This is a genomic window from Halosimplex litoreum (assembly GCF_016065055.1).
Lineage (GTDB): Archaea > Halobacteriota > Halobacteria > Halobacteriales > Haloarculaceae > Halosimplex > Halosimplex litoreum.
Map to the genome: position 1 here is coordinate 219,356 of NZ_CP065856.1, position 21,297 is coordinate 240,652.

A 21,297-nucleotide genomic window follows, 5' to 3' on the forward strand; every position below is an offset into this window, starting at 1 on the left:
GTTATGACTCGTCTTGCTCGTCAGGTGTATCCTTGTCGGTTTCCTCGGCGCGGGCCTGGCCGGCCTCGGTCAGCTCGACCGACCCGCCAGCGTCCGCGACTTTCTCCTCGGCCGCGTCCGAGAAGGCGTCGGCGACCAGGTGCAGCTCGTTGCGGACCTGGCCGGCACCGAGCACCTTCACCACGTCGACCTCGTGGCCGTCTTCGGCCACGTCGCGCGCGTCGATGGCGTAGCCGTCGCCGTCCTCGTCGGCGACGCCCTCGGCCGCCAGCAGCGCGGCGTCCTCGTCGAGCTCGCGGACGTCGACCTCCGCGACCTCGTCCTGGACGCCCTCGGGTCGTTTGAACCCGTGTTTGTCCCACGGGCCGTGGTTGTGCATCTCGTGTTTGCGGCTGCCCGCGTTGCCCCGACCGCCGCGATGGCCGGCGCCGCGGCGGTTCTTGTGCGTACCGCCGCCGTGCGTGCGGGAGCCGCGCTGTCGTTTCTTCTTGGATGTCATCGCATCGCCTCCAGGAGGTCGTCGATAGCCTCGGTGTCGTGCTTGCCGAGCTGGCCGCCCTCCTTGGTGGGGTGTTTGATACCGTCGTGGCCGCCACGGGGCGGGTGCAGGCGCAGCGTCGGCGCCAGCCCCTGCTCGCGCAGCGTCGTCTCCTCGTCGGCGAGCGCCTCTGCGAGCTCCTCGACGCTCATGTAGTCGGTGTTGGCGACGACCCACGAGTCGTCGATGTCGGCCTCGCCCTCCAGCGGCTCGCCGCGCCGCTCGATGAGCAGCGCGACCGTCTCGACGCTGGGCTCGCCGTAGGCCACGTAGTCGTTGACCTTCGTGACCATCCCGCGGTAGGCCTCCGTCTCCGGGACCAAGGCGGCGTGGTTGACGCTGTGGACGTTGAGCATCTCCAGCGTGTCCGCGACGTCCTGGTTCATGTTGACCTCGCCGCGGAGCTGAACGAGCGCTTGCATCACTCGATCACCTCGCGCTTCTCCCAGGTCTCCTGGGGGACGCGGGCCTCGGCGGTGTTCTGGAGCGCGTTGAAGGTAGCCTTCGCGAAGTTGACCGTCGTGCGCGTGTTGCCCGACGAGCGCGTCCAGATGTCCTCGATGCCCGCGAGTTCGAGCACGTGGCGGACCGTCTCCCCGCCCGCGAGCCCGAGCCCGCGCGGCGCGGGCTGCAGTTCGACCTCGACGCTCCCGGCCTTGCCGGTCGTCCGGAGCGCGACGGTGTGGGCGCGCCCACAGCCACACTCCCAGGACCCGCAGCCCCGCGAGACGTCGATGAGGTTCAGCTTCGCCACCTCGATGGCCTTCTGGATGGCGCCGCCGACCTGGTCGTCACGTCCTTCCGCGTAACCGACGAGGCCGTCGCGGTTGCCCACGACGACCACGCAGCGGAACTTCACGCGACGACCGGAGTCGGTCATGCGCTGGACCATGTTGATGTCGAGCACCTCGTCCTCCAGTCCGGGGACGAGCTGGTCGACGATCTCCGGTTCCTTGAGCGGCAGGCCGGAGTTGAGGGCGTCCTGCATGTTGTCGATCTCGCCCTCGGCGACCGCGTTGCCGAGCCGTGTCCGCGGCTCCCAGCCGCTACTCATAGTTCATCCGCCTCCAGCAGTTGTTCTCGCATGTCGTCGAAGTGCTCCGGTAGGTCTGTTGCGTCGAAGTCCCCGCCGTAGAGCCCGTCGTCGAGCTGTTCGGCGTAGTCGGCGATGTGCTCGCCGCGCGTGCGCGACCAGTCGGCGAGCACGCTGTCGTTGTGGGGAACGTCGAGTCCGGCGTCGATTGCGCCTTCCTGTACCGCGAATACTTTGCTACCCGGTGTCGGGGTGTTGAGACCGATGTCGAGCACGGCCTCGTCGAGGCCGGCTTCGACCGCGCGCAGCCCCGCGAGGACGCCGGTCAGGTACGCCGCGGGCATGTTGCCCGTCGGCGCCTCCCAGCCGTACTCCTCGAGGTCGCTCGAATGCGCGCTCGCGATAGTCTCGTCGCCCTCGGCTCCGGTGATGATCAGCTGCGCCGTGACGTGCCGGTTGCTCTTTCGAGCGACCAGGCGCGGTTTGCCGGATTTCAGCAGGCGCAACCTCTGATGGTAATCGGTCCGGGCCTCGCGGCGACGCCGCATCGGCACCGTGTAGCGTGGTCCTGTCGCCATTAGTTGTCCTCCAGTGTCCGCTCGATGTCCGCGACGCTGTCGAACTCCCCACCGCTCGCGCGGTCGTAGAGATCGCGGTAGCGCGACGTCGAGATCTCGCCCGAGTCACGCAGCTCGCGGAGTTTCGCGCGCTGTGCGCGGATCTTCGATTCCCATTTGTCCTTCTGGTTCTCGCGGCCGCCCGCGGTCCCCTTCCGGGAGCCCTGGCCCTTCTGGTGGCCGTAGGCGCGTTTCTCCTGGCGCTCGCGGGCGCGACCGCGCGAGTTGCCTTTCGGCGACTCGGCGCGGATGGCACCCTCGTCGACGAGTTCGCGGATGTCCTCGCGGGTGATCGCGTCCGCGAGCTCGCCCTGGCGTTCGGGGTCGAGCCAGATCTTGTTCTCGCCGACGTCGAGCACGTCCGACGCCATTCGCTTCTGTGCGCTCAGGTCAGTCATCGACTTCGACCTCCTCGTAGGTGGGGTTGAGGACGCGGATCTCCCGGTCCTCGGCCTCGTCCTCGATACGCTCGCGCTTGCGACCGCCGACCTTCGAGGCGATGCGGACGGCTTCCGTGTCGCCGTCCACGCCCTCGAGGTCGTCGAGGTTGTGCACGCGAACCTCTTCGAAGCCCGACGGGTGCAGGTCGCGCACCGCTTTCGGCGAGCGAAAGCCCGCCTGAACGGTGTCGCCCTTGCCCTTGATGCCGATCCGCTGCTTCGAGAGCTGGCCCCGGGGCTTGCGCCACGAGGTCGAGACGCGCTTTTTCTTGTGGTAGTCCTGGCGGTTGAACTGCGGCACGCTCGTCGTCCGCCGCTCGGTGAGCAGCCGCTCGGTGTTCTCGTCCAGGTCCGGCTCGAAGTCGACTTCGATGCGCGGACGCATCTCGGTCTCGACGTCCTCGGCCGGTTCCTCTGCTTCCTCGGCTTCCTCGGTCTCCTCTTCCTCGACCTCGGCCTCGGTCTCCTCGGCGACCTCGAGGCCGCCCACGTCGGCTTTGATGCGGGCCGCCAGGGCGTTGCCCACCACGTCGGCGAGCTCCTCCTGACTGGCGCCGCGCACGTCGTCGACGGTGTCGTAGCCGGCGTCTTCGAGGTCGGAGGCTCGGGACGGCCCGACGCCGCTGATGTCCTCCAGCTCCTCGAACTCTTCGTCGGCCGCGGCCTCCTCGGTGTCTTGGTCGTCGTCTGCCATCAGGCGTCACCTCGGGTCGGTTTCTGTGTGATGTAGACCCCGTCCTGGAAGATGCGGACGTCCTTGTCCGTGACGCGGGTCAGCTGTTCGATGTCCGCCGCCGTCTGGCCGACGGCTTCCACGTCGGGACCGGACAGCGTGATCTGCTCCTCGGAGACCGACACGTCGGTGTCCCCGTGGATCTCGGTGCGGCGCGGCGCGCGCTCGCCGAGGAAGTTCTCGATGACGACTTCCTCGCCCTCGACGTCGACCTGCATCGGGAAGTGAGAGTAGAAGACCTCCATCTCGTACTCCCAGCCCTCGGTGACGCCGTGGAACATGTTCCGAACGTGACTCTCGAAGGTCCCCAGTGTCGACATCGTCTTGGCGTCGTCCTCGTCGCTCTCGATGACGACGCTGTCGCCGTCGGCCGAAACCGACACGTCGGGGTACCAGAGCCGTCGGGTCACGCTGCCGTTGGGCCCCTCGACTGTGAGTTCGAGGTGGTCCATCTCGGCGCTCGCCTCGTCTGGAATCTGTAGTTCTGTGCGTGGCATTGTCAGTATACGTACGCGATGACCTGGCCACCGACGCCCGCCTCGCGGGCCTCGTAGTGGCTCATGATCCCGTGGCTGGTCGTGACGACGAGCGTCCCGTAGTCACGGGCGGGGAGGAACCGCTTCTCCCACTTCTCGAACTCGTCGGCGCCCGCCGAATAGCGGGGCAGGACCGGGCCACATTCGTTGATCGCTCCTTTCAGTTCGACCTCGAACTGACCGGCTTTGCCGTCGTCGACGAACTCGAAGCCGTCGATGTACCCGCGGTCGTAGAAGACCTCGAGCACGCTGCCGATCTCGTTCGAGGCGGGTGATACCTCGTGGTCGAGATGCCCGACGCTCTCGGCGTTGTCGATGCCCGAGAGCGCGTTGGCGAGTGGGTCGTTTCCTGTCATGAGTACTTCCTGAAGCCCATGCTTCGCGAGATCTCTCGGAAGCACTGGCGACACAGCCAGATGTCGTACTTGCCGACCAGTCCCTGTTCGCGCCCGCAGCGCTGACAGGACTCCAGCTGGCCGGTCCGCTTTGCAACCTGCTCGCCGGTTTCGGACTCGGATTCGCTCTCGCTCATTCGCTCACCTCCACGTCGAACGCCCCCTCGACGAACGCGACCGCGTCCGCCACGTCCAGCCGGTGGCTCGACGGGATCTGTCGGGACGCCTTGTCTCGCTTCGATACGCGGTAGCCCGGCCGGACCAGGTTGACCGTCACGTCCAGCCCGTAGATACCGGTGTTCGGGTCGTACTCCTGGCTCGGGAAGTCGGTGTGTTCCTCGACGCCGAAGCTGAAGTTGCCCGTGTCGTCGAACTGCGACTCCGAGAGGTCGGCCAGACCGAGCGCGGTCTCGAGGAACTCGCGGGCGTCCTCGTCGCGCAGGGTGACCTTCGCACCGATGGGGTCGCCCTGGCGGACGCCGAACTCGCCGACGGTCGCCTGGGCCTGCGTGCGGACGGGCTGTTGCCCGGCCACGTCCTCCAGGATCTCCTCGGCGTCCGCGAGCTCGCGGCCGCCTTCGCCGACGCCCATGTGGACGACGACCTTCTCGACGCGCGGTTCGCGCATCTCGTGGAAGCCCGAATCGGCGCTCTCCGAGCTCATTCGTCGTCACCTCCGTCTTCGACGTCGGCCGCGGCCTCCTCGGTCACGTCCTCGGGGCCTTCGCCCTCGTCGTCGGTGAAGTTCTCGTCGATGACGACGACGTACTCCTCGACCGTCTCGAAGCCATCGGCGTCGTCCTGCTCGACGAGCACGTTGTTGGAGGCGCTGCCGGGCGTGACCTGGATGGTCTCGACCGTGCCGACCTCGCCAGCGTGGGCGCCGTCGACGGCCGTCACCAGCGCGCCCTCCTCGTACTCGAAGTGCGCGACGATCTCGCCGTCGTCGTTCGAGACGACCACGGAGTCACCGCCGTCGTAGGGGTCGCCCTCGTCGACGACCAGCGTCTGGCCGTCGTGCAGGGTCAGCTGCACGTCCCCGCCGGGGACGTGCTGTTTGTTCACGATCTTGCCGAGCGCCGAGTCCGCGGCCTCGGCGTCGATCGGGGTCAGCGCGAGCCGACCGCCGTCGCCGGGGAACACGCGGTAGTACTCGTCGCGCTCGACGAACGCGAGGATGTCGAACATCCCGACCGGACGCTCCTCGTCGGAGACGGCCTTGCCGTTGATCAGGACGCTGTCCTGGTCGAGGGCGTAGCGCGCCTCTTTGCGGGTGTCCGCGTAGCCGAGCACGTCCCGCAGGACGATGAGCAGGGGAACCCCCGCCTCGCCGTGGGGACCGGCGTCGGCCTTGACGGTGAACGTCTCGGTCTTGCGCTCGATCGGCCAGCTGTTCGGCACCGAGAGTCGCTTCTGATGTTTCGTCATGCGCTGTCCTCCTCAGATTCGAGACGCTTCTGGCGCAGGTCGTCCTCGAGTGTCAGGTCCGTGACCCGCAGGTTCGAGGCGTCGACCGGACGGGGAACCTCCTCGCCGTCCGCGGCCTCGACGGTCACGTCCTCGACGCGAACCGCGGTCTCGGAGAGGTCCACGTCGACCACCTCGCCGGTCTCGCCGGCGAAGTCGCCGCGCAGCACCTCGACCGTGTCGCCCTCGTTGACGCGAACCGACCGCTGCCCGTACTCGTCACGGAGGTCCCCCGACAGGGTCGCCCGGACCTTCTCGTGGCGTTCGTGCAGCGGCGCCGAAGCGTCGTCGTTCCGCTGTTTGCGTGGTTGCTTGCTCATACTATCATCGTCGCCGTCGAGGCGACCGATCCGAATCGCTCCGCGACCTCGCGGGCGATGGGTCCTTTCAGTTCGGTACCGCGGGGGTCCTCGTTGTCGTCGACGACGACCGCCGCGTTGTCCTCGAACTTCACGCGGGTGCCGTCCGGACGGCGGATCGGCTTGCGCTGGCGGACGACGACCGCCTCCAGCACCTGCCGCCGCATCTCCGGGGTCCCCTTCGTGACCGAGACGGTGATCTTGTCACCGATGCCCGCCTTCGGATGGCGGTTCTTCGCTCCCGAGTAGCCGGCGATGGAGATGACCTTCAGTTCGCGTGCGCCGGTGTTGTCGGCGCAGTTGATCAGCGAGCCCTTCTCCAGGCCCTGGGTCACGTCCGCCTTCATCGCCTCCATCAGTCGTCACCTCCCTCGCGGGAAACGACCACGTGGCTCTTCGTCTTCGAGAGCGGTCGACACTCCGCTATCGTCACTGTCTCGCCCTCGTCGAGGTCGAGGCACTCCGGTGCGTGGGCCGGAACACGACTCCGCCGTTTCATCAGGCGGTCGTATTTCGGCACCGGCACGTCGTACTCTCGCTCGACGACGACGGTCTTGTCCATGTCGGTCGACGCGACTGTGCCCTCGATCGTCTGCCCGCGGACACTCAGCGTGCCGTGGAACGGGCAGTTATCGTCGTCACAGACCGCGTCGGGTTCTTGTACGTTCAATCCTAGCGCCATTTGCTATCACCAGATTTCTCCGTTCGTCGTGCTGGTCGCGCGACCAGCCTGCGCCCTTCGACAGTCACGAGCTCACCCGACGCGAGCTCGAACTCGAAGGTGGTCCCCGCTTTGGGGACCGTCGCGACCCGAGACGCGCGCTCGATTCCGAGGGTGTTCGTCGTCTCCGCGACGACGCGGCCCTCGATGCCGAGCAGGTCGGGGTTGTCGCTCGCGCGAACGCGAGCGGACAGCCCGACCAGTTCGTGTCGTGTGAGCGTCTCGGGTGTCAGCATCGTTACTCGGACTCCTCGAGGTCGCCTTCTGCTTCGCGGCTGACGCCGCTCAGCTGTCGGGACCTCATTCGAGGTCCCCCTCTTCGCGCTGGATCGTCTTGATCCGCGCGATCGCCTTCCGAAGCTCCTTGATGCGACCCGGGTTCTCCGGGGCGCCACCGGCGGCCTTGACCGCGCGGTCGTTGAGCAGCTCCGTCTCCAGCTCTTCGAGTTCCGACTCCCGCTCGGCGGGCGTCATGTCGCGGATCTCCTCGGTGTAGAGGACGGTCATTCGTCGTCACCCTCCTCGTCGTCGGCGTCGGCCTCGTCGGCCTCTTCCATCTCCTCGACGAGTTCCTCGGCTTCCGCCTCGGTCTCCTCGTCGAGTTCCTCGTCGACGGCCTCGTCGAGGTCCTCGAGTTCGTCCTCGATCTCGTCGTCGTCGGGCACGTCCACGTCGTCGAACTCCTCGGTCTCCTCGGCGGCCTCTTCGATGACCTCCTCGTCGACGTCGGGTTCGGCCGACTCCTCGTCGGCCTCGGACTCGGCCGCCGACTCGCCCTCGCCGTCCTCGGGCTCGCCCTCGAGGAGCTCTTCGACGGACTCGTCGTCGACGTCGGCGACGTAGTCCTCGACTTCCATGTCCTCGTAGACCTCGAAGTCGTCCGGAAGCTCGGCCTCCGGCGGGATGATCTTGACCTGCACGCCGATGGTGCCGAGCTTCATGACCGCGGTGCCGACCCCGTGGTCGACGATGTCCTCGGCCGGCTCACCGTTGTGCTTGATGTAGCCGCGGTTAAACTTCTCCACGCGCGAGCGGGCGCCCGTGACCTTCCCCGAGAGGACGATCTCGGCGCCCTTCGCGCCGGACTCCATGATCCGGTCGATCGTGGTGTGACCGGCTTTGCGGAAGTACCAGCCGCGTTCGAGGGCGTTTGCCAGGCGGTCGGCGACGATCCGGGCGTTGAGGTCCGGCTCGTCGACCTCCTGGACGTCCACCTGCGGGTCCTCCAGGTCGAAGCGGTCCTCGAGCTCCGTCGTGACCTTGCGGATGTTCTTCCCGCCCTTGCCGATGACCATCCCGGGCTTCTCGGCTTTCAGGACGATCTGGGTGCCCATCGGGGTCTTGGCGACCTCCATGCCGCCGTAACCCGCGCGGCCCAGCTCGTCGGCGAAGAACTCGTCGATCTGGGTGCGCTGGAGGCCGTCCTCGATGAACTGCTGTTCGTCGGCCATCAGTTCTCACCCTCCGGCTCTTCGAGGATCAACTCGACGTCGACCTGCGGGGAGTTCCAGGGGGATGCGCGCCCCATCGCGCGGGGCTTGCGACCCTGGGACTCGCCGACCTTGTGGGCGGCGACGTGCATGATCTCCATGTTCTCGCCGTCGAAGCCCTGCTCGTCGGCGTTGCCGACTGCGTTCTCGAGCAGGTCGAGGAAGCCTTTACTGGCCTTCTCTGGGTAGCGACCGGCGTCCCAGCCGTCGATGTCGTTTCGGTGACCGACGCCCGAGTTGTGCTGGCGGAACGGCACCGACTGCTCCTCGTCGATGACCGCCTGCAGGTACTCGACGGCGTCGCCCGCCGTCTTGCCCTTGATCTCGCGGGCGATGGCCTTGCTGTGCTTGTGGCTCATCTGACGCTCCCGAAGCATCGCTTTCGCCGTGGTCTCCGGGTCGGCGTCGACTGAGTAGCTGATTCCCATGTTATTTGAGCGGTACGAACTTCGAGGAGCGCGTGGCCCCGATGCCGGCCTGGCCGTGCTCGACGGAGGTCCGTGTCAGCTGGAACTCGCCGAGGTAGTGGCCGAGCATCTCCGGCTCGACGTTCACTCGCTCGAAGCTCTGGCCGGTGTAGACGGCGAAGGTCAGCCCGACCATCTCCGGCACGATCGGCATGTCGCGCAGATGCGTGCGGATGGGGTCGTTGGCGGTCTCCTCTTCGCCGGCCTCGCGGGCCTCGTCGAGCAGCTTCTCCTTCTCCACGGAGAGGCCGCGCGTGATACTTCGCCGCTGTCGAGCGGGCAGCAGTTCCGCGACGTCCTCCAGGCTCATGTCCTGCAGCTCGTCGAGCGTGTGACCACGGTAGGTGAACTCACCTTCGTGGCCGATCTGGTATTCCGAACTCATTTGTTGCCACCTCGGCCGGTACGGCGCGAGGAGATGTCACCCACTTTCCGGCCCGGCGGGGCGTCCCGCGAGACGGACTTGGGCTTGCCGGGGTGCTGGCGACCGCCCCCACCGAAGGGGTGGTCGACCGCGTTCATGGCCACGCCGCGAACGTTGGGCCACTTCGTGCCCCGCGCTTTCATCTTGTGGTGCTTGTTGCCGGCCTTGACGAACGGTTTCTCCGTCCGGCCACCGCCGGCCACGACGCCGATCGTCGCGCGGCACTCGGGGTCCAGCCGCTTGGTCTCTCCCGACGGGAGCGTGACGACCGCGACGTTGCGGTCGTGAGTCAGCAGCTGGGCGTTGACGCCCGAGGCGCGGGCGAACTTCCCGCCGTCGCCGGGGTTGGCCTCGACGTTACAGACGGGGATCCCCTCGGGGATCTCCGCCAGCGGGAGCGTGTTGCCCGGGGCGATCTCGGCGCTGACGCCGACCTGGATGTGGTCGCCGACGCCGACGCCCTCGGGCGCGAGGACGAGACGCTGGTCGCCGTCCTCGAACTCGATGGCCGCGACGGGCGCCGAGCGGGCCGGGTCGTGTTCGATGTCGACGACCGTCCCGTTGACGACGTCGCCGTCCTCGACCGTCCGGTGCGACAGTTCCGCCTTGTAGCGGTGCGACGGCGCCCGGAACGTCGAGGTGCCGCGACCGCGTCGTTGTCCCTGGATTCGTCGTCCCATGGTCAGAACACCCCGATCCGTGAGGCCACGTCCTCGGCCTCGTCGTCTTCAGAGAGCTCGACGTACGCCTTCTTCTCGCCGTCGGGCTGGACCTGCGTCGTCACGTTCACGACGGTGACGTCGAACTGCTCGGAGACGGCGTCGGCGATCTCCGGCTTGCTCGCGTCGCCGGCGACGACGAACTGGAGCTTGTTCTGGAAGTCCAGGTCGTCCATCGCCTTCTCCGTCATGTTCGGGTACTTGATGACGGAGTTCATCGGCTCTCACCTCCGGTGAGAACGATGAGCTCGTCGCGCGCTCCGCGTGCGACGGTGTTCATCGGTCGGCCACCTCCGAGACGGCCGATTCGGTCCAGATCGTGAGGCGACCGGCGTCGCCGCCGGGCGCCAGGTCCTCCGCGTTGACCTCGCGCGCGGTCGTCACGTCCGCGCCCGCGAGGTTGCGGGCGGCCGTCGAGGGCTCCTCGCTCGTCACGAAGAGGATCGACTTCGCGCGGTTGTACTTGCGCCCGCGGGTCGTCCCGCGGCCGGCGCGAACCGTCGCCTCGTCGGCGCGTTCGATGTCGGCGTCGACACCGAGGGTCTCGAGAACGTCGACGACCTCCTGGGTCTTGACCAGGTCCTCGAAGTCGTCGGAGACGACGAGCGGGAGCTCCGCGTCGTCGTCGAAGTCGTGGCCGCGGTCGGCGACGACTTCGGCGTCCGTCGTGGCCGCGAGGGCCGAGCGGACGGCGAGCTTCTTCTCTTTCGTGTTGATGTCGAGGCCCTGGTCTTTCTCCTCTTTCGGCGGATGGGCCTTGCGACCGCCGACGGTCTGGGGCACGCGCGCCCCCTGACCGTTCTCCCGGGGGACGTGGGCCATGCCGCGGCCGCTCCCCTGGGACTCGGCGGGCGTGCGCATCCCGGCGTAGTCGTCGGCTCCGTAGTCCTGCTTGCGGTTGGCCTGCGCGGCGTGGACGGCTCGCCGGATCAGGTCCGGGCGGAGGTCCGTCTCGAAGACGGCGGGGAGCTCGACGCTCCCGTCGTCGTCGCCGTTCAGGTCTCGTACTGTAGCTTCCATACGTTAGTCCTCCTGTGTGGTCGCGGCGGTCCCGCGCCCGCCCTGGTTGGACTGGGTCGAGACGTACCGGACCTCGGGGTCGAGGCGCGGCTGGTCGTTCGGGCGGACCGCCGGTCGGAAGCGCACGACGCGCTGGTCCGGACCGGGGACCGAGCCCTTGACGAGCGTGTACGGCCCGTCGACCTCGCCGTAGTTGACGAAGCCGCCCTCGACGGTGGCGTCGGTGCCCTCACCGATGTCGATGAGGCGCTTGTTCAGCTCGGTGCGCTGGTGGTACCCGGTCTGGCCCTGCTGGGGGACCGTCGAGCGCACGCGCGAAGGGTTCCACGGACCGAGGTTGCCGATGCGTCGGCGCCAGCCCTGGCGGGCGTGTTTGCCCTTCCGCTTCTGGACGCCCCAGCGCTTGACGGGACCCTGGGTCCCTTTCCCCTTGGTGACCGCGGCCACGTCGGCGTACTCGCCGGCGCGGAAGACGTCGGTCATCGAGTGCTCGCCGCCGTCGGCGACCAGATCGAGACCGAAGTCGAGGCGGTCGTCGAGCGAGCCGCCGCCGACTCGGGTCTCCATGACCTCGGGCTTCTTGCGCGGGACGCCGGCGATGTCGTTGGGGACGGTGTGCGTGATGACGCGCACGTCGCCCAGGTCGCCGGCCTCGTGTGCTTGTCGGATCTGTTCCTCTGCGGCGTCAGCGTCGTGGTCCTCCGGCACGTCGATGGTCCGGTCGAGCTCACCGTGGAACTCGTCGGCCCACACTTCCGTGAGGGGACGCTGGCCGTACGGCGTCGATTCGTAGGCTCGGAGCGCGACCGCGCGCATCGGCGGCGTCTCGATGACCGTCACCGGGACGGTCTCCTCCATCCCCTCGCGGGGGGAGTCGGGCTCGTCGTTGATCAGCACGACGTGTGTCATGCCGGCCTTGTAGCCGGCGAAGCCCTGGAGACCCGGCTGGCCGTCGTCGTCGGGCCAGCTGTTGAACCGCGGGGTCTCACTCGCCGCTCGCGTACGCGGGCCGAAGCCCAGCGAGCCTTTGCGTGGTCTGTTCGTTCCTGGCATGTGTCTTACCTCGTCAGCCTGAGGGGCGAGAGCGTGGCGAACACCGCTTCCTCCGTTCGCACGACCTCGCTACCCTGGTCTGGAACCGTATTGAGCCAGAGGTCGAACCTTTCGTCGCCTGTCTCCGCCGCGACGGTGTCCGGGTCCTCGCCGAGGATAGGGGGCAGCCCCCGCTCGGGCGCACCGAAGGCGACCGTCAGGTCGCCCAGGGGCGCCGCCTCGCCGTCGGATGCGTCAGATTCGTCGGATCCGCTCGTCTCGGCACCGGATGCGTCGCCATCGCCGCCACGAAGCCGTCCGACCAGCTGGTCGAGCTTCGTGACGGTCAGCTCCTCGCCGTAGCGAGAGGCCGCGATGGTCAGCCCGGCGTCCGGACGCGCGAGTGCGTCGTCGATATCGGTCGAGTCGACGACGAACCCTGCCGCGGGCTCGTCGACGAGCTTCGCCCGAACCGGTCGTCGCGAAGAGACCCTGACGGAGACGCGCTCCCCCTCCCCGACCTCCATTCCGGAGGGCACGGGCAGGGAGACTGGGTGTTGCAGGCCGCAATTGACCCGTACGCGTCCATCAGCACCGACCTCGGTCACGATTCCCTGTCTTAACGACCCCGATTCGTCCGAACCGGAGCCGGTCCATGAGCGGACCCGGAGCGCCGGCAGGACCCCCGCGTACTCCAGTTCGCCCCGCCTGTCCCATACTTCCTTTCGGAGGTAGGGGGGTGTGGCGGCGTACCGCAGCACCGTTTCGACGAACCCGGCACCTCGCTTCTCGACCCCGTCGGGGTCGGGATAGACCGTCAGGCGGTCCACCCGGAATATCGCGGCCGCACGGGCCACGTAGCCGACTTTGCGAGTCGCCTCGCGTTTGTCTTCGGCTTCCCGGGTGAGGGATGCCGGCACGAGCACGCTGGTGGTCATGCCGTGACGCTTCCGCGCCGCGCCACTAGACTGTAGCGATACATCCCCAGCCCACCCTTAAAAAAAGCGCGCTTCACGCGCGCGGAGGAGAGGCTTTCACATGGCCACCGTTCACACATACACCGTTCGAAGCGCTTCGATACGTACCGGGTGGTCTCCGGTTGCCGTCGGGGTAGATATCGCCGCGATCGGCAGTCGAGCGAGCCGGCGGTCGAGCGCCACGCCGACTAGTCGTGGCTCGGTATCGTCTCGTCGCAGACCGGACAGCTACCGCGGCCCTGTCCGGCGTCGAGGTCGTTCGGCTGGCCTGTCCACCCGCAGACTGGACACTGAACTGGGTCGCCCGGCATAACGCGTATCGACACGCGTCGCCGGCCGGAAAAGCGTGGTGCCGGTCGGCCGACCGGGCGGGCGCCGTTCACCGTCGCGAATCGACAGGGGGCACGCCGGTTCCGTCGGCCACTCCGCCCGTTTCGGAAGTCTTTTATCCCTATCCGCCACTCCGTTATGATGTGAGGCGCGCCGGGTCGACCGGTGGGCGCCGAGCGTGCGTGCGACGGTGTTGAGCGGACGAAGTCCGCGATGCACGTCGCGAACGAAGTGAGCGACGGTGGTGTAGTGGTATCACAGGACCCTGCCACGGTCCTAACGCGAGTTCAAATCTCGCCCGTCGCACTCCTTTCGCGAACTACTCCGCGAGCGACCGCTTCCCGTCTCTCGGACCGACGGGTCTGAGTTCTCTTTCCGTCTCTCGGACGCGTAGCCTCCCTCTTGCGGTCTCGGTCCGAGATAGCGGATCGCCTCCGAGAATCGATTATGATTAATCGTTGCTTTCCGGCCGCAGAGTGCGCGGGAGCGAGAACGGTCTCAGTTCGCGGGCCGAGAGGCGGGCGCCTCACGCCGGATCTCCGCTTTCCGATCCTCGATGGCGCCTTCGAGCGCGGCGCGCATGTCGACGCCAGTCGCGTCGTCCAGCGCCTGCTGTAGTTTCGCGAGCGTCTCGTCGTCCTCGTAGGACGGCGAGTCCGGTAAGCCGGTCATACCACAGGGACGGCGGAGTTCGATACTTAACGTTTCGGTCTGAGTATCTCGTTTGAGAACCGTGCAACCAGTGGGCAGCCGAGCGGCATCGAATCGCGTGCCCGGCCGCGAGCCGCCTCCGTTACCCACAGACTCTCCCACCTCGACAGAGCGACCGTCGAACTCGACGTGCTCGAGCGGTTCCGACGGCGCGGCTCGAGCGTCGACCCGACCGATAGCCACTTGTGGCCTCGGCCCAGAGTACTGCCGATGCAGTGTGACCGGTTGGCACACTCGCTCGCGCTGGCGCTGTTAGTCCTGCTCGCCGGCTGTGGCGCCCTCGCTGGAGGGGAACCGACCGTCGACGAGACGGTGTCTCCGGCCCCGGTTCCGACGGACGCCCCGGAGTTCTCCCCGGGGATCGCCCGTGACGACGTGGCCGCGGAGGTCGTGGCGGGCACCCACGAGCGGCGGCTGAGCGAGACGAACTACACGTTCGTGAGCAAACAGCGCGTGGTCGGTTCGAACGGGACGATGTGGGTGACCAATCGGACCCGGGCGATCGCCAACGACCGGGGGGCGTACTCGGGGCGGATCGACCGGCGGGTGAACGAGTTCCCGCTGGGGCGGTTCGCGGCCCCTATCGAGTACTGGGGCAACGAGAGCGTCTACGCGAGCCGGCGGATCCTCTCCGAGCGGACGAGCTTCTACGGGTGGTCCCGGTCCGACGAGACGGAGGAGTTCACGTCGCTGCCGCTCATCGAGCGCACGCTCTCGGCGACGCGCCTCTCCGTGGTCGAGCGTCCCGACGGGGTGACGCTCGTCGGCAGTTCGCTCCGGGACCCCGCGGCGCTACCGAGCCCCCCCTATCTGGAGAACCCGCGGAACGTCTCGCTGACGGTGGTGCTCTCCGAGCGAGGCGTGATCTCGCGGTGGCGGCTGACCTACGACGCGACGCTGGACGACCGGACGGTCCGGGTGCGGCGAGACGCGCGACTCACCGACATCGGTTCGACGACGGTCCGTCGACCGGACTGGGTCGACGCCGCCAGGGCCGAGATGCTCGCTCGAGGGGAAGCCGACCCGGAGGAGTGACGACCGGATCGTCGTTTCGGGGGAGCGAGCGGCGCGAACGGCTGTGGCCGAACGCGGCGCGAACGTCCGTGACCGAGGAAAGAACTACCAGCGTCCGCTCGTAGGGTAGGGGTATGACGGACGACCGACTCCCGCCGATCGGGCTCGGGACCTGGGAGAACGACGACCCGGAGCAGTGTGCGCAGACGGTGACCGACGCCCTGGAGATGGGGTACCGCCACGTCGACACCGCGCGGTTCTACGGGAACGAGGCCGCGGTCGGCGAGGGTATCGCCGCCGCGGACGTCGCTCGCGAGGACGTGTTCCTCGCGTCGAAGCTCCACCCGATGGCTGAGGGACTCGCCTCCGACGAGGTGTACGACGGCATCGAAGAGAGCCTGTCGCTGCTCGAGGTGGACCACCTCGATCTGGTGTACGTCCACTGGCCGGTCGGCAACTACGACGCCGCCGAGACGCTCTCGGCGTTCGACGACCTCGTCGACGACGGGTTGGCCCGCCGCGTCGGCGTCTCGAACTTCGACATCGAACTCCTCGAGGAGGCTCGCGACCACCTGGGCGCGCCGCTGTTCGCCAACCAGGTCGAACGGCACCCGATGCTTCCGCGCGAGGAACTCGTCGCTCACGCCCAGTCCCACGACTATCACCTCGTCGCCTACTCCCCGCTGGGTCGCGGCGAGGCGCTCGACCTGCCGGCCGTCGAGGCGGTCGCGGAGAAGCACGGCGTCTCACCGGCGCAGGCGTGTCTCGCGTGGGTCACTCACCCCGACAACGTCGTGGCCGTTCCGAAGGCCACCGGACCCGACCATCTCGAGGACAACCTCGCGGCCACGGACCTCGAACTCGACCCGGACGACGTCGAACGCATCGACGCCGTCACGACGCGGGAGCGATTCGTCGACCGCGAAGGCGCACCCTGGAAGTGACAATCGTCTCCCGTGCCGAGGGTTCGTAGACGCTCGGCCCGCCGAAGCATATATTACCTTCTCCCCATACGGTAGGGTATGGCAGACCTTACCTTGAATAAAATTACCAAGGTGTTCCAGGACGGCGACGACGAGATCGTCGCGGTAGACGATCTGGATCTCGACATCGAGGACGGCGAGTTCGTGGTGCTCGTCGGACCGTCCGGGTGTGGGAAGTCCACGACGCTGCGGATGGTGGCGGGCCTGGAGACGCCGACGGACGGGGAGATATCGATCGGTGGAGACCCGATCCAGGACAAACGTCCTCAGGAACGGGACATCGCGATGGTGTTCCAGTCCTACGCGCTGTATCCGCACATGACCGTCCGAGAGAACATGTCGTTCGGGCTCGAGGAGTCGACGGAGATGTCCGGCGACGAGATCGGAGAGACCGTCGAGAAGGCGGCGGGGACGCTGGATATCACCCAGTTGCTCGACCGGAAGCCGAGCGCGCTGTCGGGCGGGCAACAGCAGCGCGTCGCGCTCGGCCGGGCGATCGTCCGGAGTCCGGCGGTGTTCCTGATGGACGAACCCCTGTCGAATCTCGACGCCAAGCTGCGCGCGGAGATGCGTACGGAGCTCCAGCAGCTCCAGGAGGACCTCGACGTGACGACTATCTACGTGACCCACGACCAGACGGAGGCGATGACGATGGGCGACCGCATCGCCATCCTGGACGGTGGGGAACTCCAGCAGCTCGGGACCCCGATGGAGTGCTACCACGAGCCCGCGAACGTGTTCGTGGCCGGCTTCCTCGGGGAGCCGTCGATGAACTTCTTCCAACTCGAACGTGACGGCGAGACCCTGACCAGCGAGGCGTTCGACTATCGCCTCTCCCCGGAAGCGGCGACTGCGGTCGACGGCCACGCGGAGATCACCCTCGGTGTCCGGCCGGAGAGTGTCGAAATCGCCGACGAATACGACGAGACCGACGCCGATCTCGTCCCGGCGACGGTCGACGTTGTCGAGCCCCACGGCGACGAGAACGCCGTCCACCTCCGGCTCGGCGACGCCGACACCCGCCTCACCGTCATGGTCGACGGGATGCGATACCTCGCGTCCGGTCAGGAAGTCGGCGTCCACTTCCCCGAGGAAGCGATCCACCTCTTCGACTCCGCGACCGGCGACGCGCTCCACAACCGCCAGCTCACCAACGTCGAACAGGTAGAAGATATCGGGACGGCCCAATCGGCCTGAGGATCCGACCGCCGTCCCTCGAGAGCCGACCGACGGCCCCGCCTGTCACGACTCGTCTCGTCTCTCGGCCCACCCCGGTCTGGTTCGCCTACGCAAATTCCTCGTTAATTAATATTTAACGACCGAAAGTATGCGGAGCATAGGGCCTAAAACGCCTGTTTTGTATCAATAGGCGATAAACTTCCCAAATGATTATGTAGGTAGAATCGTTAGCAGGGTGCATGTCACGAGATGGCAGTTCCGACAGTGACAGAGTGGATCTGACGCGACGTCGCATGATACAGATGAGTTCGCTAGGTGTCGGTGCTCTCGTCGCGGGCTGCAGCGGTGGTGGTAACGGTGGCGACGGTGGCGACGGCGGTGACGGCGGTGACGGTGGCGACGGCGGAGGCACCGCCACGATGTCGGACAACGCCATGGAGGCGCTCCACGGCTGGACCGGCGGCGACGGCGCCGCCGCCGTCGGCAGGCTCGTCGAAATGTTCGAGGAGCGACACCCCGACGTCGAACACGACATCAAACCCATCGGTGGCGACGCGAACGAGAACCTCAACGCGACGGTCGCACGGCGCCTCGCCAACCGCAACCCCCCGGACGCGTTCGCGTCCTGGCCCGGCAAGACCATGGAGCAGTACGGCGGGCGACTGCGGAGCATGGACGACGTGTGGGAGGAGAACGACTACACCGAGACGATACACCCGAAGGCGCGGGAGGCGAGCCGGCTCAACGACGCGTACCGCTCGATCCCGCTCGGTTCACATCGACTGAACAACCTCTTCTACAACGTGAGCGTCCTCGAAGACGCGGGGGTCGACCCCGCGTCGATCACCTCCTACGACGCGTATATCGACGCGCTCGACGCCGTCCAGAGCGAGACGGACGCGATCCCGATGACGATGACTACGCGCGGGTCGTGGGCGCCGCTGCAGTACTTCGTCCAGGTCATGCTCGGCACCGAAGGGCAGGAGGCCTACGAAGCGTGGCTCGACGGCGAGGGCGACCGCGCGGCGCTCGTCCGCTCGCTGGAGAAGACGGCGAACATCATCGAGAACTACACGAACGAGGACAAGTCCTCGATCAGCTTCCCCGAGGCCAACGACAAGCTCATCGCGGGCGACGCCGCGTTCTTCACGATGGGCAACTGGGCCTACGGGATGTACCGTAACACCGACGGCTTCGAGTACGAAGAAGACTGGGGCTGGGTCGCCTGGCCGGGCACCGACGACATGTACGTCTGGCACCTCGACAACTTCCTGTTCCCCCGGGACGGCAACGCGCCGCGGAAGGCCGAGGTGTTCGCCGAGTTCATCGGCACCAAGGACGTGCAGGTCGAGTTCAACAACCTCAAGGGATCGATCCCGCTGCGCACCGACGTCGACGGTAGCCGATTGACCGACTTCCTCAACCTCAACGTCGAGGACCTGAACAACTTGGAGAAGTTCCCCCCGACGCTCGCCCACGGGCTTGCGGCCACCGCCGACGAACTCAGCGCGTGTAAAGACGCCATCGCCTCGAACTTCATGGGCCCCTACGAGCCCGAACCCACCGCCGATAGCCTCATGCAGGTCTTCTGAGCGGTCCTGGCGACCACCATTATCTACAATTTATGGCAAGCTCACAAGACACAGTGTCCGGATCCCGGAACGTGGAGAGCGCCAGCGAGGCCGACTGGCGTGCCCGGCTCGTCGCGTTCTCGAAGAGCGACTTCGTCCGTTCGTTTCCCTTCTGGTTCGTCCCCTTCTCGGTCATGGCCCTCGGCGTCTACGGCGGGATCGGCTACAACACGCTGATCTCGCTGACCGACTACGAGGGATTCAACCAGGGCCCCGACTTCACCCAGCTGGACTTCGAGATGTACGTCCAGGCGATGAACGACCCCTGGGTCTGGACCACCGGCAAGAACACGTTCGTCCTGTTGATCGTCTTCACCACGGTCACGATGCTGCTCGGGCTGTTCCTGGCGATCATGCTCGACCGTGGGATCCGGTTCAAAGAGCAGATACAGACCATCTACCTGCTGCCGATGGCGCTGTCGTTCGTGGTGACCGCCCAGTTCTGGCTCTGGATGTACAACGTCAACAACGGGCTGGTCAACACGCTGTTGGGGGTGGTCGGGCTCGGTCCGTTCAACTGGATCGGCAACCCGGATCTCGTCCTGGGCGCGGTCATCTTCGCGTTGATCTGGCAGTTCAGCGGGTACGCGATGATCGTCTTCCTCGCCGGGCTCCAGTCGCTGCCCGACGACCAGTTCGAGGCCGCACAGGTCGACGGCGCGAGCATCCTCAAGACCTACTGGCGAGTGATCATTCCCCAGCTCAAGTCCTCGTCGGTCAGCGCCGCGGTCGTGTTGATGATCTTCGCGCTGAAGGCGTTCACCTTCCTGTTCTCGATGTTCGGGCAGTACCGCGTGCCGAAGGCGACGGACATCCTCGCGACGCTGATGGTCCGCGAGGCGTTCAAACTACAGAACTGGGCGTACGCCGCCGCCATCGCCACCATCCTGCTGCTGATGGCGCTGGCCGTGATCGCCCCGTACCTCCACTATCAGCACAAGCAGGGGAGTCTCTAAGATGGCCAAAGCAACCCAATCCCAGGACGAGTCGTTCGCAGACATCCTTCCGGAGCTCGACTACTGGAAGATAGGCCTGTCGCTGATCATCACGATCTTCTTCGCCTTCTTCATCGCGCCCATCTGGACGGGACTGGTCACTTCGCTGAAAACGAGCCAGGCCGTCACGTTCACGACACCGTTCGTACCGCCGGGGCCCGACGGGTTCACCACGGGTAACTGGGCCCGAGCGTACCAGAACCTCGCGACCGGGTTCGTCAACTCGCTGGTCATGACGGTCCCGTCGACGATCGTCTCGGTGTTTCTGGGGAGCACGGCCGCCTACGGCCTGACGCTGGTCGACTGGGGCGACCGCGCGCAGTTCACCGTGTTGATCCTGTTCCTCATCGGGATTTTCATCCCCTACCAGGCGGTGCTGGTCCCGCTGTCGGACTTCTGGATCAACATCTTCCCGCTCGTGGAGATCCTCGCCCCGGTCTGGGAGCTGTCGTTCATGCAGCGCGAGCACGCGCGACTGCTGTCGCTGACGATCACCCACGTCGTCTACGGCATCCCACTGTGCATGCTCCTGTTCCGCGGCTACTACCTGACCCTGTCCGACGAACTCGTCGAGGCGGCGAAGATCGACGGCGCGTCGATCGCCACGATCTACCGACGGATCGTGTTGCCGCTGTCGAAACCGATGATCGGCGTGGTGTTCATCTACCAGTTCACCGCCATCTGGAACGAGTTCCTGTTCAGCCTCACGCTGATCGGGAGCTCCTCCAGCCCGGCGGCGACGGTCACGCTCGTCCTCTCCGGACTGGGTGCCGACCTCTCGGGCATCGACTACGGGCTGCGCATGGCCGGCGCGCTGTTCGCCGCCCTGCCGACGCTGATCATCTACGCGCTGTTCGCCGAGCAGTTCGCCAAGGGGCTCGCGTCGGACGCCTGACCGACGGGCCCAGCGGCGATTTTCCGCGTCTCGAAACCATTACGAATGCGTCCGTCGAACTCGAGGGACGATGGAACGGACCACCGGACCGATGGCTGAAGCCGGCGGGAGGCGGTCGGCGTGGCGGTGAACTTCGGACACCCGGCGTCGTGGGCGCTGGGACTGGGCGTGCTCGGCGGCGCCATCGCCGGGTCTATCGTCCCCGCCGGCAGCGACGCCGAGGAACTACGCCACGTCCTCGGGTTCGTCCTCCTGTTCGGACCGGCTATCTACGTGGCTATCGAGCACCGACCCGAGCGGTGGGAAGCGAAGCACCCGTATCTGCGATTTTCCGTGTTCACGATAACGATGATCGTGGCGGCGATCGCCATCGTGCAGTTCGTCGTCTTCCTCCCCCTCGGCACGGGAATAGTCGCGCAGGCCGCCGGGTTTCTGGCCGGGGTCGCCGCGTTCGCGGTGACGGCGTGGATGACGTTCTACGGCGGCGCCGAGTCGATCTGGGCGCAGCTTCTCGAGCGGACCGACACGGAGTGGTGACGCCGCGGCGCCCGCGAACCCGACCGATTCGCCGCGGGCGGCACGTATAGGTGA

The 21,297-nt window shown here is 66.9% G+C and carries 32 protein-coding genes and 1 tRNA gene; 8 read left to right on the top strand and 25 right to left on the bottom strand.

Annotation, left to right across the window (positions count from 1 at the left end; genetic code table 11):
• Position 1: 1 nt before the first annotated feature.
• The 24 genes from I7X12_RS01030 to I7X12_RS01145 form a co-directional block, all read right to left on the bottom strand.
• Positions 2–499: an uL15m family ribosomal protein gene (locus I7X12_RS01030; RefSeq protein ID WP_198062040.1), complete on the bottom strand. Its 498-nt coding sequence runs from the start codon at positions 497–499 to the stop codon at positions 2–4.
• Positions 496–960, bottom strand: a complete 465-nt coding sequence (rpmD, locus tag I7X12_RS01035; RefSeq protein WP_198062041.1) for a 50S ribosomal protein L30 — start codon at positions 958–960, stop codon at positions 496–498. Before rpmD ends, I7X12_RS01030 begins: the two co-directional genes overlap by 4 nt.
• The gene (locus I7X12_RS01040) at positions 960–1,592 is read right to left on the bottom strand and encodes a 30S ribosomal protein S5 (protein WP_198062042.1); all 633 of its coding nucleotides are present in this window, start codon (positions 1,590–1,592) and stop codon (positions 960–962) included. The genes rpmD and I7X12_RS01040 overlap by 1 nt, the downstream gene beginning before the upstream one ends.
• Complete coding sequence (locus I7X12_RS01045) at positions 1,589–2,149, bottom strand: 50S ribosomal protein L18 (protein WP_198062043.1); 561 nt, start codon at positions 2,147–2,149, stop codon at positions 1,589–1,591. Before I7X12_RS01045 ends, I7X12_RS01040 begins: the two co-directional genes overlap by 4 nt.
• Positions 2,149–2,586 (bottom strand): 50S ribosomal protein L19e, encoded by a 438-nt coding sequence (locus tag I7X12_RS01050; protein WP_198062044.1) that lies wholly within the window; start codon positions 2,584–2,586, stop codon positions 2,149–2,151. The genes I7X12_RS01045 and I7X12_RS01050 overlap by 1 nt, the downstream gene beginning before the upstream one ends.
• On the bottom strand, positions 2,579–3,322 hold the full coding sequence (locus I7X12_RS01055; protein WP_198062045.1) for a 50S ribosomal protein L32e: 744 nt from the start codon (positions 3,320–3,322) through the stop codon (positions 2,579–2,581). The genes I7X12_RS01050 and I7X12_RS01055 overlap by 8 nt, the downstream gene beginning before the upstream one ends.
• Entirely contained in the window at positions 3,322–3,858 is a 537-nt protein-coding gene (locus tag I7X12_RS01060) for a 50S ribosomal protein L6 (RefSeq protein ID WP_198062046.1), read from the bottom strand. Before I7X12_RS01060 ends, I7X12_RS01055 begins: the two co-directional genes overlap by 1 nt.
• A gap of 2 nt (positions 3,859–3,860) precedes the next feature.
• Entirely contained in the window at positions 3,861–4,253 is a 393-nt protein-coding gene (locus tag I7X12_RS01065) for a 30S ribosomal protein S8 (RefSeq protein WP_198062047.1), read from the bottom strand.
• The gene (locus tag I7X12_RS01070; protein ID WP_198062048.1) at positions 4,250–4,429 is read right to left on the bottom strand and encodes a 30S ribosomal protein S14; all 180 of its coding nucleotides are present in this window, start codon (positions 4,427–4,429) and stop codon (positions 4,250–4,252) included. The genes I7X12_RS01065 and I7X12_RS01070 overlap by 4 nt, the downstream gene beginning before the upstream one ends.
• A complete protein-coding gene (locus I7X12_RS01075) occupies positions 4,426–4,956 on the bottom strand; it encodes a 50S ribosomal protein L5 (protein WP_198062049.1) in 531 nt (176 codons plus the stop codon). The genes I7X12_RS01070 and I7X12_RS01075 overlap by 4 nt, the downstream gene beginning before the upstream one ends.
• On the bottom strand, positions 4,953–5,720 hold the full coding sequence (locus I7X12_RS01080; RefSeq protein WP_198062050.1) for a 30S ribosomal protein S4e: 768 nt from the start codon (positions 5,718–5,720) through the stop codon (positions 4,953–4,955). Before I7X12_RS01080 ends, I7X12_RS01075 begins: the two co-directional genes overlap by 4 nt.
• Positions 5,717–6,079 carry a 50S ribosomal protein L24 gene (gene rplX, locus I7X12_RS01085; RefSeq protein WP_198062051.1) on the bottom strand — a complete coding sequence of 121 codons (363 nt, stop codon included), beginning with the start codon at positions 6,077–6,079 and terminating at the stop codon, positions 5,717–5,719. The genes I7X12_RS01080 and rplX overlap by 4 nt, the downstream gene beginning before the upstream one ends.
• Complete coding sequence (locus tag I7X12_RS01090; RefSeq protein WP_006884834.1) at positions 6,076–6,474, bottom strand: 50S ribosomal protein L14; 399 nt, start codon at positions 6,472–6,474, stop codon at positions 6,076–6,078. Before I7X12_RS01090 ends, rplX begins: the two co-directional genes overlap by 4 nt.
• Positions 6,474–6,800, bottom strand: a complete 327-nt coding sequence (locus I7X12_RS01095) for a 30S ribosomal protein S17 (protein WP_006884835.1) — start codon at positions 6,798–6,800, stop codon at positions 6,474–6,476. Before I7X12_RS01095 ends, I7X12_RS01090 begins: the two co-directional genes overlap by 1 nt.
• On the bottom strand, positions 6,791–7,075 hold the full coding sequence (locus I7X12_RS01100) for a ribonuclease P protein component 1 (protein ID WP_198062052.1): 285 nt from the start codon (positions 7,073–7,075) through the stop codon (positions 6,791–6,793). Before I7X12_RS01100 ends, I7X12_RS01095 begins: the two co-directional genes overlap by 10 nt.
• 64 nt (positions 7,076–7,139) lie before the next feature.
• Entirely contained in the window at positions 7,140–7,346 is a 207-nt protein-coding gene (rpmC, locus tag I7X12_RS01105; RefSeq protein WP_198062053.1) for a 50S ribosomal protein L29, read from the bottom strand.
• Positions 7,343–8,290, bottom strand: coding sequence for a 30S ribosomal protein S3 (locus tag I7X12_RS01110; protein WP_198062054.1), 948 nt, complete (start codon positions 8,288–8,290; stop codon positions 7,343–7,345). The genes rpmC and I7X12_RS01110 overlap by 4 nt, the downstream gene beginning before the upstream one ends.
• Positions 8,290–8,757 carry a 50S ribosomal protein L22 gene (locus tag I7X12_RS01115; RefSeq protein WP_179918219.1) on the bottom strand — a complete coding sequence of 156 codons (468 nt, stop codon included), beginning with the start codon at positions 8,755–8,757 and terminating at the stop codon, positions 8,290–8,292. The genes I7X12_RS01110 and I7X12_RS01115 overlap by 1 nt, the downstream gene beginning before the upstream one ends.
• Before the next feature lies 1 nt (position 8,758).
• Complete coding sequence (locus I7X12_RS01120) at positions 8,759–9,181, bottom strand: 30S ribosomal protein S19 (protein WP_198062055.1); 423 nt, start codon at positions 9,179–9,181, stop codon at positions 8,759–8,761.
• Positions 9,178–9,900 carry a 50S ribosomal protein L2 gene (locus I7X12_RS01125; RefSeq protein WP_198062056.1) on the bottom strand — a complete coding sequence of 241 codons (723 nt, stop codon included), beginning with the start codon at positions 9,898–9,900 and terminating at the stop codon, positions 9,178–9,180. Before I7X12_RS01125 ends, I7X12_RS01120 begins: the two co-directional genes overlap by 4 nt.
• Before the next feature lie 2 nt (positions 9,901–9,902).
• Positions 9,903–10,157, bottom strand: coding sequence for a 50S ribosomal protein L23 (locus tag I7X12_RS01130; RefSeq protein ID WP_198062057.1), 255 nt, complete (start codon positions 10,155–10,157; stop codon positions 9,903–9,905).
• Positions 10,158–10,215: 58 nt separating this feature from the next.
• A complete protein-coding gene (rpl4p, locus tag I7X12_RS01135; RefSeq protein WP_198062058.1) occupies positions 10,216–10,959 on the bottom strand; it encodes a 50S ribosomal protein L4 in 744 nt (247 codons plus the stop codon).
• Between the two features lie 3 nt (positions 10,960–10,962).
• On the bottom strand, positions 10,963–12,012 hold the full coding sequence (rpl3p, locus tag I7X12_RS01140) for a 50S ribosomal protein L3 (RefSeq protein ID WP_198062059.1): 1,050 nt from the start codon (positions 12,010–12,012) through the stop codon (positions 10,963–10,965).
• 5 nt (positions 12,013–12,017) lie between these two features.
• Positions 12,018–12,929: a putative RNA uridine N3 methyltransferase gene (locus I7X12_RS01145; protein WP_198062060.1), complete on the bottom strand. Its 912-nt coding sequence runs from the start codon at positions 12,927–12,929 to the stop codon at positions 12,018–12,020.
• A 604-nt stretch (positions 12,930–13,533) separates the two neighbouring features.
• On the opposite strand from I7X12_RS01145, the gene I7X12_RS01150 reads away from it, so the two are divergent.
• Positions 13,534–13,604, top strand: a tRNA-Gly gene (locus tag I7X12_RS01150).
• Positions 13,605–13,796: 192 nt separating this feature from the next.
• Here the strand turns inward: I7X12_RS01150 and I7X12_RS01155 are convergent.
• Positions 13,797–13,970, bottom strand: a complete 174-nt coding sequence (locus tag I7X12_RS01155) for a hypothetical protein (RefSeq protein ID WP_198062061.1) — start codon at positions 13,968–13,970, stop codon at positions 13,797–13,799.
• Between the two features lie 249 nt (positions 13,971–14,219).
• Between I7X12_RS01155 and I7X12_RS01160 the strand changes: the two genes are divergently transcribed.
• The 7 genes from I7X12_RS01160 to I7X12_RS01190 all read left to right on the top strand — a co-directional run bounded on the left by I7X12_RS01160 (position 14,220) and on the right by I7X12_RS01190 (position 21,243).
• Complete coding sequence (locus I7X12_RS01160) at positions 14,220–15,044, top strand: hypothetical protein (RefSeq protein ID WP_198062062.1); 825 nt, start codon at positions 14,220–14,222, stop codon at positions 15,042–15,044.
• A gap of 113 nt (positions 15,045–15,157) precedes the next feature.
• Positions 15,158–15,967, top strand: coding sequence for an aldo/keto reductase (locus tag I7X12_RS01165; RefSeq protein ID WP_198062063.1), 810 nt, complete (start codon positions 15,158–15,160; stop codon positions 15,965–15,967).
• Between the two features lie 78 nt (positions 15,968–16,045).
• Entirely contained in the window at positions 16,046–17,203 is a 1,158-nt protein-coding gene (locus I7X12_RS01170) for an ABC transporter ATP-binding protein (protein ID WP_198062064.1), read from the top strand.
• Between the two features lie 284 nt (positions 17,204–17,487).
• Positions 17,488–18,777, top strand: coding sequence for an ABC transporter substrate-binding protein (locus I7X12_RS01175; protein ID WP_232342969.1), 1,290 nt, complete (start codon positions 17,488–17,490; stop codon positions 18,775–18,777).
• 32 nt (positions 18,778–18,809) lie between these two features.
• The gene (locus I7X12_RS01180) at positions 18,810–19,772 is read left to right on the top strand and encodes a carbohydrate ABC transporter permease (protein WP_198062066.1); all 963 of its coding nucleotides are present in this window, start codon (positions 18,810–18,812) and stop codon (positions 19,770–19,772) included.
• A 1-nt stretch (position 19,773) separates the two neighbouring features.
• Entirely contained in the window at positions 19,774–20,706 is a 933-nt protein-coding gene (locus I7X12_RS01185) for a carbohydrate ABC transporter permease (protein ID WP_198062067.1), read from the top strand.
• Between the two features lie 126 nt (positions 20,707–20,832).
• Entirely contained in the window at positions 20,833–21,243 is a 411-nt protein-coding gene (locus tag I7X12_RS01190; RefSeq protein ID WP_198062068.1) for a hypothetical protein, read from the top strand.
• Positions 21,244–21,297 lie beyond the last annotated feature (54 nt).

Coding starts and splice junctions, on each gene's coding strand:
- I7X12_RS01030 (WP_198062040.1), bottom strand. CDS start 499: ATGACATCCAAGAAGAAACGACAGCGCGGCTCCCGCACGCACGGCGGC.
- rpmD (WP_198062041.1), bottom strand. CDS start 960: ATGCAAGCGCTCGTTCAGCTCCGCGGCGAGGTCAACATGAACCAGGAC.
- I7X12_RS01040 (WP_198062042.1), bottom strand. CDS start 1,592: ATGAGTAGCGGCTGGGAGCCGCGGACACGGCTCGGCAACGCGGTCGCC.
- I7X12_RS01045 (WP_198062043.1), bottom strand. CDS start 2,149: ATGGCGACAGGACCACGCTACACGGTGCCGATGCGGCGTCGCCGCGAG.
- I7X12_RS01050 (WP_198062044.1), bottom strand. CDS start 2,586: ATGACTGACCTGAGCGCACAGAAGCGAATGGCGTCGGACGTGCTCGAC.
- I7X12_RS01055 (WP_198062045.1), bottom strand. CDS start 3,322: ATGGCAGACGACGACCAAGACACCGAGGAGGCCGCGGCCGACGAAGAG.
- I7X12_RS01060 (WP_198062046.1), bottom strand. CDS start 3,858: ATGCCACGCACAGAACTACAGATTCCAGACGAGGCGAGCGCCGAGATG.
- I7X12_RS01065 (WP_198062047.1), bottom strand. CDS start 4,253: ATGACAGGAAACGACCCACTCGCCAACGCGCTCTCGGGCATCGACAAC.
- I7X12_RS01070 (WP_198062048.1), bottom strand. CDS start 4,429: ATGAGCGAGAGCGAATCCGAGTCCGAAACCGGCGAGCAGGTTGCAAAG.
- I7X12_RS01075 (WP_198062049.1), bottom strand. CDS start 4,956: ATGAGCTCGGAGAGCGCCGATTCGGGCTTCCACGAGATGCGCGAACCG.
- I7X12_RS01080 (WP_198062050.1), bottom strand. CDS start 5,720: ATGACGAAACATCAGAAGCGACTCTCGGTGCCGAACAGCTGGCCGATC.
- rplX (WP_198062051.1), bottom strand. CDS start 6,079: ATGAGCAAGCAACCACGCAAACAGCGGAACGACGACGCTTCGGCGCCG.
- I7X12_RS01090 (WP_006884834.1), bottom strand. CDS start 6,474: ATGGAGGCGATGAAGGCGGACGTGACCCAGGGCCTGGAGAAGGGCTCG.
- I7X12_RS01095 (WP_006884835.1), bottom strand. CDS start 6,800: ATGGCGCTAGGATTGAACGTACAAGAACCCGACGCGGTCTGTGACGAC.
- I7X12_RS01100 (WP_198062052.1), bottom strand. CDS start 7,075: ATGCTGACACCCGAGACGCTCACACGACACGAACTGGTCGGGCTGTCC.
- rpmC (WP_198062053.1), bottom strand. CDS start 7,346: ATGACCGTCCTCTACACCGAGGAGATCCGCGACATGACGCCCGCCGAG.
- I7X12_RS01110 (WP_198062054.1), bottom strand. CDS start 8,290: ATGGCCGACGAACAGCAGTTCATCGAGGACGGCCTCCAGCGCACCCAG.
- I7X12_RS01115 (WP_179918219.1), bottom strand. CDS start 8,757: ATGGGAATCAGCTACTCAGTCGACGCCGACCCGGAGACCACGGCGAAA.
- I7X12_RS01120 (WP_198062055.1), bottom strand. CDS start 9,181: ATGAGTTCGGAATACCAGATCGGCCACGAAGGTGAGTTCACCTACCGT.
- I7X12_RS01125 (WP_198062056.1), bottom strand. CDS start 9,900: ATGGGACGACGAATCCAGGGACAACGACGCGGTCGCGGCACCTCGACG.
- I7X12_RS01130 (WP_198062057.1), bottom strand. CDS start 10,157: ATGAACTCCGTCATCAAGTACCCGAACATGACGGAGAAGGCGATGGAC.
- rpl4p (WP_198062058.1), bottom strand. CDS start 10,959: ATGGAAGCTACAGTACGAGACCTGAACGGCGACGACGACGGGAGCGTC.
- rpl3p (WP_198062059.1), bottom strand. CDS start 12,012: ATGCCAGGAACGAACAGACCACGCAAAGGCTCGCTGGGCTTCGGCCCG.
- I7X12_RS01145 (WP_198062060.1), bottom strand. CDS start 12,929: ATGACCACCAGCGTGCTCGTGCCGGCATCCCTCACCCGGGAAGCCGAA.
- I7X12_RS01155 (WP_198062061.1), bottom strand. CDS start 13,970: ATGACCGGCTTACCGGACTCGCCGTCCTACGAGGACGACGAGACGCTC.
- I7X12_RS01160 (WP_198062062.1), top strand. CDS start 14,220: ATGCAGTGTGACCGGTTGGCACACTCGCTCGCGCTGGCGCTGTTAGTC.
- I7X12_RS01165 (WP_198062063.1), top strand. CDS start 15,158: ATGACGGACGACCGACTCCCGCCGATCGGGCTCGGGACCTGGGAGAAC.
- I7X12_RS01170 (WP_198062064.1), top strand. CDS start 16,046: ATGGCAGACCTTACCTTGAATAAAATTACCAAGGTGTTCCAGGACGGC.
- I7X12_RS01175 (WP_232342969.1), top strand. CDS start 17,488: ATGAGTTCGCTAGGTGTCGGTGCTCTCGTCGCGGGCTGCAGCGGTGGT.
- I7X12_RS01180 (WP_198062066.1), top strand. CDS start 18,810: ATGGCAAGCTCACAAGACACAGTGTCCGGATCCCGGAACGTGGAGAGC.
- I7X12_RS01185 (WP_198062067.1), top strand. CDS start 19,774: ATGGCCAAAGCAACCCAATCCCAGGACGAGTCGTTCGCAGACATCCTT.